General features: G+C 45.3%; 13 protein-coding genes. All 13 read right to left on the reverse strand.

From position 1 onward, the window contains the following. Positions 1 to 29 precede the first annotated feature (29 nt). Complete coding sequence (locus M3629_RS10360) at positions 30 to 2510, reverse strand: FAD-dependent oxidoreductase (protein ID WP_251505534.1); 2481 nt, start codon at positions 2508 to 2510, stop codon at positions 30 to 32. Further along, a complete protein-coding gene (locus tag M3629_RS10365) occupies positions 2503 to 2820 on the reverse strand; it encodes an ArsR/SmtB family transcription factor (protein WP_251505537.1) in 318 nt (105 codons plus the stop codon). The genes M3629_RS10360 and M3629_RS10365 overlap by 8 nt, the downstream gene beginning before the upstream one ends. A 281-nt stretch (positions 2821 to 3101) precedes the next feature. Continuing rightward, positions 3102 to 3548: a MarR family winged helix-turn-helix transcriptional regulator gene (locus tag M3629_RS10370; protein WP_154890571.1), complete on the reverse strand. Its 447-nt coding sequence runs from the start codon at positions 3546 to 3548 to the stop codon at positions 3102 to 3104. A gap of 225 nt (positions 3549 to 3773) precedes the next feature. Then, positions 3774 to 6236 (reverse strand): DNA gyrase subunit A, encoded by a 2463-nt coding sequence (gyrA, locus tag M3629_RS10375; RefSeq protein ID WP_251505539.1) that lies wholly within the window; start codon positions 6234 to 6236, stop codon positions 3774 to 3776. Between the two features lie 12 nt (positions 6237 to 6248). Beyond that, positions 6249 to 8228 (reverse strand): DNA topoisomerase IV subunit B, encoded by a 1980-nt coding sequence (gene parE / locus M3629_RS10380; protein WP_251505542.1) that lies wholly within the window; start codon positions 8226 to 8228, stop codon positions 6249 to 6251. A 76-nt stretch (positions 8229 to 8304) separates the two neighbouring features. After that, on the reverse strand, positions 8305 to 9294 hold the full coding sequence (locus M3629_RS10385) for an ABC transporter permease (RefSeq protein WP_251505545.1): 990 nt from the start codon (positions 9292 to 9294) through the stop codon (positions 8305 to 8307). Further along, complete coding sequence (locus M3629_RS10390; protein WP_251505548.1) at positions 9287 to 10252, reverse strand: ABC transporter ATP-binding protein; 966 nt, start codon at positions 10250 to 10252, stop codon at positions 9287 to 9289. The genes M3629_RS10385 and M3629_RS10390 overlap by 8 nt, the downstream gene beginning before the upstream one ends. Then, entirely contained in the window at positions 10253 to 11128 is an 876-nt protein-coding gene (locus M3629_RS10395) for a GDSL-type esterase/lipase family protein (RefSeq protein ID WP_251505551.1), read from the reverse strand. Between the two features lie 240 nt (positions 11129 to 11368). Continuing rightward, positions 11369 to 12097: a CAP domain-containing protein gene (locus M3629_RS10400; RefSeq protein ID WP_251505553.1), complete on the reverse strand. Its 729-nt coding sequence runs from the start codon at positions 12095 to 12097 to the stop codon at positions 11369 to 11371. A gap of 288 nt (positions 12098 to 12385) precedes the next feature. Continuing rightward, positions 12386 to 12844 carry a GNAT family N-acetyltransferase gene (locus tag M3629_RS10405; RefSeq protein ID WP_090917074.1) on the reverse strand — a complete coding sequence of 153 codons (459 nt, stop codon included), beginning with the start codon at positions 12842 to 12844 and terminating at the stop codon, positions 12386 to 12388. Then, the gene (purT, locus tag M3629_RS10410; RefSeq protein ID WP_251505556.1) at positions 12834 to 14021 is read right to left on the reverse strand and encodes a formate-dependent phosphoribosylglycinamide formyltransferase; all 1188 of its coding nucleotides are present in this window, start codon (positions 14019 to 14021) and stop codon (positions 12834 to 12836) included. The genes M3629_RS10405 and purT overlap by 11 nt, the downstream gene beginning before the upstream one ends. A 238-nt stretch (positions 14022 to 14259) precedes the next feature. Continuing rightward, complete coding sequence (locus tag M3629_RS10415; RefSeq protein ID WP_251505559.1) at positions 14260 to 15297, reverse strand: NAD(P)/FAD-dependent oxidoreductase; 1038 nt, start codon at positions 15295 to 15297, stop codon at positions 14260 to 14262. Between the two features lie 68 nt (positions 15298 to 15365). Continuing rightward, the gene (locus M3629_RS10420) at positions 15366 to 16367 is read right to left on the reverse strand and encodes an ABC transporter substrate-binding protein (protein WP_251505561.1); all 1002 of its coding nucleotides are present in this window, start codon (positions 16365 to 16367) and stop codon (positions 15366 to 15368) included. Positions 16368 to 16397: the final 30 nt, after the last annotated feature.

The following is a 16397-nucleotide window of genomic DNA, read 5'->3' on the forward strand; positions in this document are numbered from 1 at the left end:
AGTTTTAGCTTTTGATTAATATACACGCTCTAGATAAACAAATTATGATTTGCATGATCCGCTTGTCCGAGATAATAACCCACACCGCCAATGACAGCCTGATCGATCAATTCCTCACGTTGTATGCCCATCAGATCCATCGACATCTGACAAGCTACGATCTCAACCCCTTGAGCGATAGCCGATTGCATGAGTTGTTCCAGCGAAGCTACGTTATTTTTTTTCATTAACCCTCGGATCATTTTCGGTCCTGCACCAAACATATTCATCTTGGAGAGTCCCAGCTTCAGACTGTTGCTCGGCAACATCAGATCAAACATACGGGCCATGCCTGTTTTGACAGGTGCCTGCTGCATCTCTTGTTTACGAATCATGTTTAAGCCCCAGAAGGTGAAAAACATCGTAACTTTCCGCCCACTGGCTGCTGCTCCATTAGCAATAATGAAGGAGGCGATGGCCTTATCGAGTTCACCACTGAATACGACCATTGTACTTGCTTTTTCAAGTCGCATTGAACCGCTTGTGACAGGCGAAGTATTCTTGGCCAGAACTGCCTCGATTACCCCGCCCTTATCCCGCTCCAGCTTGAGTACGTCAGACCCCGACATGGTTGCCCAAGCCTTCACATCCTCATAAAATCCTGGATCTGAAGCTTTGACCCGTAGGGTCTGTCCGTCTGCCAACTGATCCATTTTTTGTTTAACCTCGATTAGCGGGCCAGGGCAACTCAAACCACATACATTCAGTTCATTATCAATATGGAGCTCCCTAGATGCATCTTCTCCTGAGCCTTTGTTTTCATTTGCATTCCCATTCATCAAAATTCTCCCTTGCTCTTTTTGGGGTTCTACGCCTGCAGGTTTGAATTGTGCCTGACGATACGTCTTATAACCCCCGCTTAAATTCTTCACCTGATAGCCATGCTGACGTAGAATTTGTGTAGCGGTATAACCCCGAAGTCCAACCTGACAATAAACCCAGATTTCTTTGGTTACATCCAGCTCTCCAAGCCGCTGACGAAGCTCATCCACCGGAATGGATAGAGACCCGGGAATGTTACCGTTACGGTGTTCCAGATCACTCCGAACATCCACTAATACGGACTGGGCAGGGTCACGTTCTGCAAGTTGATCATACGAGTAAGAATACACTCGTTCATCCAGAATATTTTCGGCAGCATATCCAACCATATTAACCGGGTCTTTCGCAGAAGAGTATGGCGGTGCATAACTGAGTTCCAGTTCCGTAAGATCTCGTACATTTCCTCCGAAGTGGATCGCCACTGCAATATCATCAATTCGTTTGTCCACACCTTCGTAGCCCACAGCTTGTGCACCTAGAATCTTCCCATCCGGAGCAAAGAGTAATTTCAACGTAACTGCACTAGAACCAGGATAATAGGAAGCATGAGATGCAGGGTGTACGATAACACTTCGATAGTCTTTCTGCATTCGTTTCAGCGTTTTTTCATTAGTGCCCGTAGATGCCCCTGTCAAACCAAACACTTTGATAATCGATGTACCCTGAGTGCCTTTATAGGTGGTGGGAAGACCAGCAATCTGATCCGCTACAATCCGTCCCTGTTTGTTCGCAGGACCGGCAAGCGGAATTGCTGTCTGCGTGCCATGAATGTAATCCTTCACTTCGATGGCATCGCCCACGGCATAAATATGCGGAACACTGCTCTCCATTTTGTCATTAACTATGATGTGTCCGCGTGAACCAAGAGCTAGACCACTGTCCTGCAAAAATGAGGTGTCGGGTATAACCCCAATGGCCAGAATGACCATATCTGCAGATAATATCTTGCCATCGGACAATTCCACACCAATACCTTGATCTAACGTACGGAAGCCTTGAACCCGCTGTGAAAATAAAAGATTTACTCCATTTTGCTCCATCTCTTGAGCTAGCATAGCTGCGAGTTCCGGATCAAACGGGGTTAACAGCTGATCATTCCCCTCAATCAAAGTTACATCCAGTCCAGCTTCTTTCAAATTTTCAGCCATCTCTACACCGATAAACCCACCGCCAATCACAATCGAAGTACGGTTGTTATCAGAACTTATCTGTTCTTTGATTCGATCAATATCAGGAATATTCCTCACGGTATATATCAATGGATTCTCTTTGCCGGGCAGATCGGGTACAAGTGGACGAGCACCAGGTGACAAAATTAATTCATCATAGTTTTCCTCGTATAAACCACGCTCGGCACTACGTACCTGCACGGTTCGTTTACTTGGATCAACAGCGATAACCTCACTTTGTGTACGAACATCGATATTGAAACGATCCTCCATCCCCTTCGGTGTCTGTACGAGCAATCGCTCCCGTTCTTCAATCGTACCTCCAATGTAATAAGGCAATCCACAATTGGCAAATGAGATATATGGGCCTTTTTCAAACATAATAATCTCGGCATGTTCGTCCAGACGACGGAGGCGTGCAGCAGCAGATGCACCGCCTGCTACGCCCCCCACGATTAACACTTTTTTAGGTTTATTCATCTTCGCAACCATCCTCTTTAAATAAAATCATGACTAACTGCTCCGCGCGTGAGTCAGCCAGTACGTAATTGACTTCAAGGCCATTTCGCTCTGTAGCAACGATACCCGCACTGCGAAGCTTCTGCAGATGCTGTGACACCGTCGACTGCGGGAGATCCAGACAATCCTGCATATATGAAACATTACATTTTTTTTTGCGCATCAAACCACGGACGATACATAAACGTACGGGATGAGACAGCGCTTTAAGAAACTCTGCTGGCTCGTCAAACTGTTTTAATTGATTCCGATCGAACGCAGGCAACTCCAAAATGATTCCTCCTCAAACGTTATAACGTAATATTACGATATAGTGATTTAATTGTCAATGTGTATTCTTTACAAACCATACTCAATAACGAATTGAGTTTCAGTCTTATTGGCTGTACATAAGAATAGTTTCAAATAACAAGAAAAAATAAAAAGACAAAAGCATACACCTGGCCCTAATGACCAGAAGTATGCTTATTTATGATCATTGCATTATTCGTTTTGTTTTTTAACATCATCAGATTATTTACTACACTCATTTCACGATCAGATTTTGCTCGTTTAACCTGAACTCGTTAAGGCAGGCTCTTGCGCATTCGTTTTGGGTGCAGTCATTTTCCCAAGCAGATATACAAGCAATTGTTGATTGTGCATCGAGATGTTGCTCAGTACGGAATTCATAAACTCATTGCGGATCGTGATACCACGCGTGGTTTCCATTCTGCCCTTATCGGATAATGAAACCCACACAATCCGCCTGTCCTGATCATCACGAACTCTGCATATGAGGCCATTTTTCTCCATTCGATCCAATAACATCGTTACTGCAGCAGGTGTTGTCGCAAGAAATGGAATCAAATCAGATGGTTTCATCTTTGCATGATCTTCGAGCACCTCAAGTACCGCAAGCTGTGCCTCTGTTAACGAAGGGGCTAATTCCTGATCCATATGCAGTTTATAATCTTTGGTTAATCTGGACCAGCATTTAGCAAAATCGGAATTATACATCGAACATCACTCCTCCTGCAACGGATAATCATTTCATTTGCTTAAGTTTTCGCGCTTCAAAGCCGCATTCCTGCTGCATTTTTTCAATTTCCCAGCGATCGACTGTAATCGACGAAGGTTGTTAAACTTCGCTTTATGATGCACTTCTCATCCGCCCAAGAACAACAAAAAAAGACTCTTCACCCGACAGAATCAGCACTGCCAGCGAAGAGTCTTTTATCTTTTTTAGGAGGTTGTCCCCGGTTGATTCTCATTAAAATCCTGAATAAGCTCGGTAATTTCGTCCTGTTTGTCTACAGGAACAAGTAATTTACCGATGTGTTTACGTTCTGTGAGTGGAACGCTCTCGGATGAGACCGCATGGCCCTGTCCCTCTTTGGTCATCACCGTCAACTGACGTTGCTCTTTACAGTAGAATGCACCTGCAATACGGCTACCATTCGGTTTAACACGTTTACCTTCCTTGAATTCAAAGGTAACCACGCCTTTACCACCACGGCTCTGCGGGGCATAGTCCAGAAGCAAGGATCGTTTACCATAACCGAGGTCACTCAATACAGCTACCTCTCCCTCATCTCCCTCTACCCATAACACAGAGACTACTTCATCCGTATCTTTCAATTGAATACCACGAACACCACCAGAGACACGTCCCATCGGATTCACTTCATCTTCACGGAAACGAATCGCCATCGCTTCTTTGGTAATCAGCATGATATCTTTCCCGCCCGTACTTAGATGTACGGACAGCACTTCATCATCCTTAGCAACCTTGCATGCCGCTACGGCACCCGAGCGCTTTGTAATGTATTCCTTAAGTTCAGTTCGTTTGACCTGTCCCTTGCGGGTTACAAATACCAGACTGTGATCTGGTTCCTCGAACGATTTGATCGCCAGTACACTGGTGATCCGATCATCCTTCGCCAGAGGAATTACATTAACGATGGCGGTACCCGGATCTTTCCACTTAAACTCCGGCACCTGATGCACAGGCAGGAGGAAATATTGCCCTTTTTGTGTGAAGACAAGCAAATTCTCCAATGTATTTACTTCAAGCACCTGGGAGATATAATCTCCTTCTTTCACGCCGCTGGCACTTCGCTCACCGCCAGAACGTGTGAAGGACTGCATACTCGATCGTTTGACATATCCTTCTTTCGACAATGTCACAAATACATCTTCTGCGTTGACCAGTACTTCGAGATTAACCTTGAGTTCCTCTACTTCACCCTGAATCGCGGAACGACGCTCTATTCCGTACTTCTCTTTGATCTCCAGCAGTTCTTTACGAATGACCCCGATCAGCTTGCGATCACTGTCGAGAATCGAGCGCAGTTGTGAAATCTTCTTCATGAGTTCATCCAGCTCTTTTTGTAGCGCATTAATCTCCAGATTCGTCAAACGATACAATTGCAAGGTGAGAATGGAATCTGCTTGACGTTCCGTGAACCCAAACATCCAAATCAGATTGTTTTGAGCATCTTGACGATTCTTCGAAGCTTTAATCGCTGCGATCACTTCATCCAAAATGTTAAGGGCTTTCACTAGCCCCTCTAGGACATGAGCACGGTCTTCCGCCTTTTCCAGCTCATACTTGGTTCGGAAAGTTACTACTTCGCGTTGGTGAGCGATGTAAGCTTCTAAAATCGCTTTTAGACCAAGCTGCTGCGGCGCTTTGTTCACAATCGCGACCATATTGAAGTTGTAGGTGACTTGCAGGTCGGTTTTTTTCAGCAAATAAGCCAAAATCCCTTGTGCATCCGCATCTTTTTTCAGCTCAACAACAATCCGTAAGCCTTCGCGTCCACTTTCATCGCGGACTTCTGCGATACCCTCAACCTTTTTCTCCAGACGGATGTTTTCCATCGCCGTAACAAGACGTGATTTGACCACCTGATAAGGAATCTCCGTTATAACGATCTGCTGCTTGCCGCCACGCATATTTTCGATCTCGGTTTTGGAACGTATGTAGATGCGTCCTTTACCTGTACGATATGCATCCAGTATACCGTCGCCGCCCATAATTAAGCCGCCTGTTGGAAAATCAGGTCCTTTGATGAACATCATGATTTCGTCCAGTTCAATGGATGGTTTCTCCATTACAGCAATACAAGCATCAATCGTTTCGCGCAAATTGTGCGGTGGGATCTCTGTTGCGAAACCGGAAGAGATTCCGCTTACCCCATTAACTAGCAGGTTGGGATAACGGGAAGGCAACACCACAGGTTCCTTGGCTGTATTGTCAAAGTTATCTTTAAATAACACGGTGCGTTTCTCAATATCACGAAGCATCTCCATCGCAATGGATGACAAACGTGCCTCTGTATAACGCATAGCTGCAGCGGGATCATCATCTTGTGAGCCCCAGTTGCCATGCCCGTCTACAAGCATATGGCCCATTTTCCATGGCTGTGCCATCCGCACCATACCTTCATAGATCGAAGAGTCGCCATGAGGGTGATAATTACCCATAACGTCTCCTACCGTTTTGGCAGATTTACGATATGGCTTCTCCGGTGTATTGCCCGAGTCGTACATGGCGTAAAGAATACGCCGCTGTACTGGCTTTAATCCATCCCGCACATCGGGAATCGCTCGATCCTGAATAATATATTTGGAGTAGCGACCAAAACGGTCACCAACGACCTCTTCCAGAAAGGCCGGCATAAATTGTTCTGATAGACTCATTCCAAGCACCTTCTATTCTTCGTACTCTGTAAAGTCGACATTCTCTACAATCCAGCGTTTGCGTGGATCCACTTTGTCACCCATCAATGTGGATACACGACGCTCTGCTTTGGCTGCATCCACAATCTCCACTTTCAACATAGCGCGTGTCTCCGGGTTCATCGTTGTTTCCCACAGTTGATCCGGGTTCATCTCACCAAGTCCTTTATAACGCTGTAACTCGACATTATTTCCGAACTCTTTCATATAATTCGCAAGTTCTTCATCCGTCCAGGCGTATCTTACCGTTGCCAACTTGCCGGATTTACGAGTGAGCTTATATAAAGGCGGTTGTGCAATATATACTTTCCCTGCATCAATTAACGGTTTCATGTAACGGTAAAAGAACGTAAGTAGCAACACCTGGATATGTGCGCCATCCGTATCTGCATCCGTCATGATAATGATTTTGGAATAATTGCTGTCCTCTACGGCAAACTCCGTTCCGATTCCTGCGCCTATTGCTGCTGTAATTGCACGATACTCTTCATTTTTCAGAATATCCGCAAGCTTCGATTTTTCCGGATTCAACGGTTTTCCCTTTAACGGCAGAATCGCCTGTATTTTGGAATCCCGTCCTTGCTTGGCTGAACCACCTGCAGAGTCGCCTTCCACAATAAACAATTCATTGCGTGTAAAATCTTTCGATTGCGCAGGCGTCAGCTTGCCATTCAAGTTAGAACTTTCACTGCGCTTTTTTCCTGTTCGCATCTCGTCACGGGCTTTCCGCGCGGCTTCTCTCGCTTTGGACGCCTGCACTGCTTTGCGAATCAAGGTCTGTGCGACCTGCGGGTTCTCTTCCAGAAAACGTTGAATATTTTCGGAGACCACTGAATCAACTGCACTTCTAGCAGAAGCACTTCCGAGCTGATCTTTGGTCTGACCGACAAATTCCACTTCAGACATTTTGACGCTAATTACCGCCATCATGCCTTCACGCAGATCATTACCTTCCAGATTTTTATCTTTTTCCTTGATCATGCTGGTACGCCGAGCGTAGTCGTTCATTACACGGGTATAGGCTGCCCTAAATCCGGTCTCATGCGTACCGCCACCACGTGTAGGAATGGAGTTAACAAATGAAGCGATTGTCTCGGTATAACCAGCGTTGTATTGAATCGCAATTTCCACTTCAATGTCATCCTTCTCCGCATAGAAGTGAATGACATCATGGAGCACATCCTTGTTTTCGTTCAAATATTCAACAAACTGGCTCGCGCCGCCCTCATACATATACTCATCCTGATTGCCTGAACGTTCGTCCTTAAGCACAATTTTCAATCCCGAGTTCAGGAAAGCAATCTCCTGAAGGCGCTCAGCCAGCGTATCATAATTCAACTGAATTCCATTCTGAAAAACGCGAATATCCGGTTTAAACGTAACTTTGGTGCCTGTGCGATTGGTGTTACCCAATACTTCAAGACCAGTCACGGGTTCTCCTACATGTTCGACGCCTTTTTTGTCCTGCCAATATTCAAAACGTTGACGATGGATCTTGCCATCACGGAAGATTTCGACTTCAAGCCATTCTGACAATGCGTTGGTGACCGAGGCCCCTACACCGTGCAGACCACCTGATTTTTTATATCCTGATCCACCGAACTTACCGCCTGCGTGCAAAATCGTAAACACGACCTGGGGAGTGGGAATCCCTGTTTTATGTATGCCTGTCGGAATTCCCCTTCCGTTATCCTGAACCGTAATAGAACCGTCCTTATGCAGCGTGATATCGATTTTGGAGCAGAATTTGGCTAGGTGCTCATCGACAGCGTTGTCTACGATCTCCCATACCAAATGATGTAGACCTGAAGTACTGGTGCTGCCGATGTACATCCCCGGCCTTTTCCGAACCGCTACCAGTCCTTCAAGTACTTGAATGTCGTCCGCGTCGTAGCCCGAGGCGCCCTGTCCTCCGCCTGTCGAACCTGCCGACATATCGATTTGCTCGACCATTCATGCTCCCCCTTCTTAACTTGAAACTACAAAAATGCCTGAAATGCAAACAGATGTTTTCTTATCCTTGTCCATTTTAATTCAAGATATCCCGTTTCGTAAAGACAAGGAATGATACAATGAGTGATGCGACGCCCCAAACACTAAGCACAATAAGGGAAAATCCAAGGTTCATGCCTTCAATTGGCGGTAATCCGCCGGACAAATAATCAGGCAGTTCCAGGTTCACCATAAACAAATACTTCGCCGTTTCCCACGAAGCCGCCATGTTGGTTAGAATCGTTCCAGCGATCAGCGCAGCCATCATAATTACGATACTTGCCGCTGTACTGCGAACAAGAACCGATACCATAAACGCCAGCATAGCCACGATGATACTTACAAACCAGATCAAACCTGCCTGCATCAGCATGTACTGCCATTGACTTACGGCATGTACGGCAGACATATCCACTTCGGTGCCAACCACTTTGAATCCAGTGAAGACAGGCATGCCGAAACCTTTGTAACCAAAAACGGCCCCGGATATCCCGTAACAGATCACATAAGCAGAAACGACGATGATCGAGACAAACATGATCAATGTAACCAGTTTGCTTAGAAGCACTTTCCACCGTCTGACGGGGCGAGTCAGTAGCATTTTGATCGTACCTGTCGTCCGCTCTCCTGACACCAGGTCTGAAGCAATCGCCATAATCAAGAGCGGGATAAACAATCCAACAGCATTGTTCATAAATTCCCTTGTAAACGTCACACCGCCTGGTTCTTTGGGATTAATGTTATTTTCCAGATAGTATTGCATCTGCTGGATATAGACGGTTCTGTACTTTTTGTATTCCTCGGGAACCCGATCACTGCCTAGCGAGTTCTGATTATCGGTAATAGCCTGTTGTAATTCAAGCCTCCAGTCACCACCGAACTTGTCTTGATTATTTTGAGCCGATTTCATCTGTGCATACGTGAACATCGGAACAAGGATGGCCAGGACGATAAAAATAATATAAAGGCGTTTCTTCTTGACCATTTTAATGGTCTCGTTGCGAATGAGCGGCATGATATTATTCAATGGATTCACCTTCTGTCATTTTTAAGAATAGTTGTTCGAGTGTAGGCTGAATCCGTTGTACGCCCTCAACCTGAATGCCTGCTTCAACCATCTGCTGTACCAGCTCCGGTATCCGTTCTTCATGCATCTCGGCAACAACAGCATTCGCACCGAGCCCTGCAACAATCGTATCATCCATGACATCACCGGGGCGGCTAACCAGCGTAATCCCCTTATCAAGTAAAATCTGACGGCCTGCATCAAAAGGTGTAAGATGCCATATCGCCACCTTGGAATGGTCCTCAATCAGTTCATTCACACCACCAACTGCGAGCACACGGCCGGCACTGATTATGGCTACCCGATCACAGAGAAGTTGAATTTCACTTAACAAGTGACTGCTGACGAACACCGCCATTCCCTCACTGGCAAGCTGTTTGATAAATTCTCGTAACTCCTTAATGCCTTTGGGATCAAGTCCATTCGTTGGTTCATCCAGAATCAACAGCCGTGGTCTTCCAAGTAAAGCCTGGGCAATCCCGAGTCGCTGCCGCATACCCAGTGAATACGTCCTAACCTTATCATGAATACGTTGATCCAGACGCACAATATTGACCACTTCCTGAATACGGTCATGATCAACGCCTGGCTGCATCCGGGCAAAGTGCTCCAAGTTCTCCCATCCGGTCAAATATGTATATACCTCAGGATTTTCCACAATGGAACCAACATATTTGAGCGCTCGTTCAGGATCACGATTTACATCGTAACCACAGACCGAAATCTTACCTTCTGTCGGTTTAATCAGATCAACCAACATACGAATCGTTGTTGTTTTCCCCGCACCATTCGGTCCCAAAAAACCGAAAATCTCACCAGGTTTGACATCAAAAGTGACGTCTTTAATAATCCATTTTCGTCCAATCTTTTTCTTCAAGTTTTGTACGGACAAGACGGAATCATACTGCTTCTCTGCCATTTATTTCGCGCTCCCTTCTGCCGGTTTAGTCCCATGATATTCCTGTGCTATTCGAACCGCCATCTGCTGATAACCTTGTCCATTCGGATGGAAGTGGTCAGATGAAAGATACTCGTCCAAATGATTCTCAAACAGATCAAAGGTTGGCACGAGTGTCATGTTATCTTCATTATTCAAAATGGACATCGCAGCATCATTCCAGGCCGCAACAACAGCATTGCCCGGCTTCTCCAGTTCCTTTACGTTACCAAAAGGATTATATAATCCGATGTATGCAATCTGGGCATTTGGATTGATTTCTTTCACTTTCTTCAAAATTTCCTGGAGCCGTTTGGATGTTTCTGGCAAGGCCGCAGCCAGTTTCTCAGCGGTTGGCGGGTCTTCACCTTGAAGAACCTGCCCACCTTGAAACAGGTCATTCGCACCGATGGAAAGCAAAATAAAGTTGGATTGCTGCAAGACATATTGAACCCCTTGTTCGTCCAGCTTTTTTAACAGCGCATCTGTTCGGAGACCGTTTACGCCGAGATTGTTAAGCACTTGTACATCTTTACCTTCATCTTTGAGCAGGTTAGCCGCCCGTCTAACAAATCCAAGTCCTTCATCATCCCCTGTGCCTCTTGCAAGGGAATCGCCAATGACAGCCATTCGGATTTTCCCGTCTTCTACAATTGCTTTATTACCGCCATTTGGAGCTTCTTGAGCTGGCGTGGCCGTTTTCTGCCCCTCACTTAGCGTTGAATCCCCTTGCGGAAAAATAACATCTTTTATGGCGTAAGCAAATCCAAATATCAATAGCAGTGTTGCTACAATGGATATCGTGCTTACACTTCTCCAGATCCAAGGCGCTGAATCAAGATTTTTGTTCTTTTTCATCCATCACATCTCCAGTCAGTTACAAATAATTTATAATAGCTTTCACATCAAGATATTGCTTATTCTAAATAACATAAGTCTTCTGTCGTTAATTTGCAAATTTTGCCGCTATATTCGGAAAGCAGAGCATTTCTCAACTCAAAAAATGGAAAAAAGCCATAGCACACACAGCTTTTCGGCCATGTACGCATATGACTTTTTTTATTATAAAATAAATTATATATTATTCATTTCCAACTCTTATTTACCGATAAACTCTTGAGCCCAATATCCGTTATAGAAGCCTACACCGATATGCGTAAAGTTTTTGCTCAGGATGTTTGCACGGTGACCCGCACTGTTCATCCAGGCTGTCACAACTTCCTGAGGTGTTTTTTGACCTTTAGCGATATTTTCACCAGCGTAGCTGTACGTTACTCCGAATTGTTTCATCATATCAAACGGAGAACCGTACGTTGGAGACTGATGATCGAAATAGTTGTTGTTGCTCATATCTTTAACTTTCGCCACAGCGACCTTGTCCAGAAGAGCGTCGGATGACAGTGCACCCAGACCTGCCTTGGCACGTTCAGCGTTCACAAGTTTCACCACTTGTGTAGCAAAATCGGATTGTGTGCTTTGTGTGCCACCGTTATTACCTGTGCTTGAAGGATCTTTAGCTGGTGTTGTCGTAGCTGGTTTCTCTTCTTGTACCGGCTTCGCAGGCGTGCTTGGTTGTTCAGGCTTAGTCACAGGCTGTGTAGTTGGTTGCTCAGCCGTTTGACCTTCAGAGACGTTATAGCCGTTCTGCTTCAGCCATTGCTCAATATAAGCTTTCAAGCTATCCGCATTGACCACTTTATACGTTGTAACCGTCGTTGCTTTATATGTTGAATCTGCAGCAGACGCGGAGGCAGGAAGCATAATCCCTACGGCGAGCGCAGCTGTCAGACTGCCTGTCACAACTTTTTTCATCCAGTTCTTCTTCAAATTCATTCATCTCCTTAGAATTAATTGTTACAACTTTGTAATGTCTACTCTAGCAGTATATCAATCCATTAGGAGATTGTGAACCCGTAAATACTGGAAAAATGACTTTTTTGTCATCATTGATTGTTTCAAAGCAACTATGGAAAGTTTATATATGTAAGCTTTACTGAGGCCCTCAAGCCACAAATAACGGAGTTTCATACCCAATCTTTATTGAGTTCAAGCAGTGCAGACCAAATAAAAAAGGCACTCAGTCAAGCTCACACTTGCTGAATGCCGTTTCATCTATTATAAAAGAACTTTACTGAAGCGGTAGCCTTTTTTCTGGAAACCAATATGCTCATAAAAGGAATACGTCGTTGAAGTGACTTCACGATTCGCTCCAGTGACAAACAATTGCTTACCACCTTGCTTTTTGCCCCAGTCTTCAGCACGAGCCATTAGACGACGGCCGATTCCGCTACCACGATGCTCCTGACCTACGATTAAAGAAGTAATCTGGGCAGCAGGTTCCGGATAGGCATGACTTTGAACACATTGCAAGCCAATCACACCAATAATCTGTTCATCCACTTCGGCAACGAGCATGCACGCGTTCGGATTGCTTTCCAAACCTTCAATGCGTTCTTTCATTACATTGGTTGTTGTCGGATAGCTGACCTCTCGCATCAATCCTGTCACCGCTTCAGCATCTCGCAGTTCACACTCTCGGATCATCAGTACAGGGGCCTCCACATTATTGGACATGATTTACCTCCACTTTCAGCATATTTGCGGCTTGAACCGCTGTTTTACGAGCTTCTTCCACATCTGTTCCAGCACTAAGGGCTACAGCCATTCGGCGTCCTTGTTTCGTTTCAGGTTTGCCAAACACACGAACCTGAGTACGAGGTAATGCAAGTGCATCTTCAATTCCACCGATAGTGAAATCAGATGTTTCGACATCGGCCTTCAGCGTGGCTGAGGCTCCTGGTGTTAGCAAATGTACTTCTGTGACGGGAAATCCAAGAATAGCGCGCACGTGAAGCGCGAACTCTGAATTATCCTGTGTAACCATCGTGACCATACCTGTATCATGTGGACGTGGTGATATTTCACTAAATACCACGCCATCAGCCGTGAGAAAGAGTTCAACGCCAAAAAGGCCGTACCCGCCCAGCTCATCCGTAACGGTCTTTGCAATGTGACATGCTTGGTTCCATTGCTCTGATGTCATCGCATGAGGTTGCCAAGATTCGACATAATCCCCATCTTTCTGAACGTGACCAATCGGCGGACAAAATACAGTGCCCGATGCCGATCTGACGGTGAGTAGCGTAATTTCACTCTCAAACTTCACAAAGCTTTCCACGATAACGCGTACAGACTTGCCTCTGGCTCCCGAAAGAGCAATGTCCCAGCAACTGGCTGCATCATCCGGTATACGGCATACACTCTGACCTTTACCAGACGAACTCATCAATGGTTTGATAACACAAGGTGTACCTAGTTCGCGAACAGCCTCTTGCAACTGTTCTAAACTATCAGCAAAGAGATAAGCGGCTGTTGGAAGATTCAATTGTTCGGCCGCCAGACGACGGATGCCTTCGCGATCCATAGTCAAACGAGCAGCACGAGCCGTTGGTACGACACAAAAGCCTTCTTCCTCAAGTTCCAGCAATGCCTCAGTAGCAATGGCTTCAATCTCAGGTACGATGTAATGCGGTTGTTCCTTACGGATCAATTGTTTCAATGCCTCGCCATCTAACATGTCGATGCAGTAAGATCGATGTGCGACTTGCATGGCCGGTGCGTTCTCATAACGATCAACAGCGATCGTTTCCACACCGAGACGTGCAGCCTCAATCACGACCTCTTTACCCAATTCTCCGCTGCCTAGCAGCAGCATTTTTTTGGCTTGAGCCGAAAAAGGAGCACCCCACATGTTCTTTCCAATCCTCCCAAAGAGAAATCTTCTATATCTGTCTCTCTATTTTCGGGGTTTTGGTTAAAGATTGCAAGAGCACTCCCTATTTTTCTTGTGAATTTTACAAGATTTTTTGTGTTTTTTCGATCAAATTTTACAAATTACATTCTCGGATTCGATACTCTTTCCATTCCTCCCATTTTTAAGGATATAAAAATTAAAGAAGCTTACAACCTAATTTTTCCTGTTATTTCTTTCATCCATTTGCCGAGTCACTTTTCTCTAAATCACGATTTTTCTCCCGAAACAGCTCATTATGGGACGAAACGTAGGCCATTCCAGCTGCCTTTGGTTCAACGTATGTTTTGGCACTGTTGACCGCCACAATCGCATCATTAAAAGCTCCCGCAATCAAACGCACTTTGCCTTCCCGTAACGCACAGTCTCCAGCAGTAAAAATACCAGGTATATTGGTTTCACCCCATTGGTTCATGGCAATCATGCCTTCCTCCATAATCAAACCGCAGCGAGCAAGGTTGCTTGCTTGACTCGAATAACCATGATTTATGATGATCTCATCTACTTCCAGGTCTATGTTTTCACCTGTATCCGAATGGGATATGGCAACTCGGTCTATACGTTCCCCATTGCCATACAAGCGATCAATCTTAAAGGGTGTAAGCACCTTTGTCCTGCTTTTCATCTGTTTCACATTATGCTCCATTGCACGGAACACATCCTGTCTATGAACTACGGTTACCGTGTCAGCCAAGTCCGCAAGTTCAAGAGCCCAATCCACGGCGCTATTGCCACCGCCCGAAATCAATACTTTTTTACCTGCAAAATAGTTCAGATTCTGTACCGTATAATGCAAATTACTCCGTTCATAATGATGTGCGCTGTCCACTTCCAGCTTCTGCACCTCGGCGATGCCCCGGCCAATGGCAACAATAACAGTTCTCGTATAATGCACTTCACCTGTGAGTGTGTGTAGTGCAATTACTCCATCGTCCTGCCGGGTTAATGCATCAACGCTCTGGCCAAGCACCACATTCGGCTCGAAAGTACCCGCTTGCTGAACAAGCCAGTCGATCAGCTTGGCACATTTCATTGGAGGGAGTCCGCCAACATCCCATATCGTTTTATCGGAATACGTGTGTAAAAAACCGCCTAACTGATCCTTTCCTTCAATCAGCTTCACTTTCATTTCGCGCATGCCCGCATAAAAAGCCGCATACATTCCTGCCGGCCCACCGCCAATAATCGTTACATCAAAAATATCCTGATCATGCATGACTAAACACTTCCTATCTAATGGTCACCGCTATTATCTGCGCGGTTTCAAAAGCCATTCCTGGATGTTTATTTGTTTTTCTCTTCAAAAGCAGCGACAATATCATCGATTACATAATTGTCCGCGAGCGGCGCCATTCCGAGATTAAACCATTCTTTACCGCCTACAAGATATACATGATTGTTTTTGACGGCCTTCAGGTTTTTCCAAATGGATGTACTCATCATGTCTTTATATTTCTTCTGAATTTCCTGATTTTCGTCATCATCAAGCTGGATAATCAGATGATCTGCATCATACTCTGGCAATACTTCCATGGAAATAGACAATCCCGTTTCATCTTTTGGAAAATTGCTTACAGGTTTTAAACCCAACCGTTTGTGGATAAAAGCACCCCGAGAAAGATTGGGACCATTTAAAACAATCTCTTTCTCCATCACTCGCGCATATAACACTGTTTCATCACCGATGAGGCTGTGCAGCTTGTCTGCTCCTTCTTTTTCATGTTGCTTGAGATCTTCCAAAACCTGTTTGGCCTCTGTTTCCTTGCCAAATACCGCAGCGATATCCTGTAGTTCTTCAGGCCATTCTTCACGCTCTGGCAGAAGCACCGTCGGTGCAATACTTGAAAGCTGATCATAATCCTTCTTCGACCACCATGCAGGTGCTATGATCAAGTCCGGATTCGCCTCCAGGATCGCTTCAAAATTGGGTGTCTTCGCAATCCCCATCTTCATTGTATTTTTGAAAGGCTCCTGCAAATACTTAGGGAAGTCCTCATGATAATTTTGAACAGCTACCGGAACAATACCGAGTGAATATAACAGCTCTGGATATACAACAGATAACCCAACCACACGCTTAGGAGACTTGGGAATCGTGATTTCGCCCATCTCGGTCTGAACGACTTTCACTTCACCTTTGTCATTCGTTGTATTCGTTGCGGCGCTGGATGAGCTTTTTTCACTCTCTCCAGAAGCAGAAGTGTCGGGCCCAGCAGCCTTCCCACATGCACCCAGTAATAACACCATTAACATAACACCTGTAATAACCCACCATTTTGACTTCACTTCTTATGTACCTCCTATATATGAAAAGAT

Source organism: Paenibacillus polysaccharolyticus, assembly GCF_023714295.1.
Classification (GTDB): domain Bacteria; phylum Bacillota; class Bacilli; order Paenibacillales; family Paenibacillaceae; genus Paenibacillus; species Paenibacillus polysaccharolyticus_A.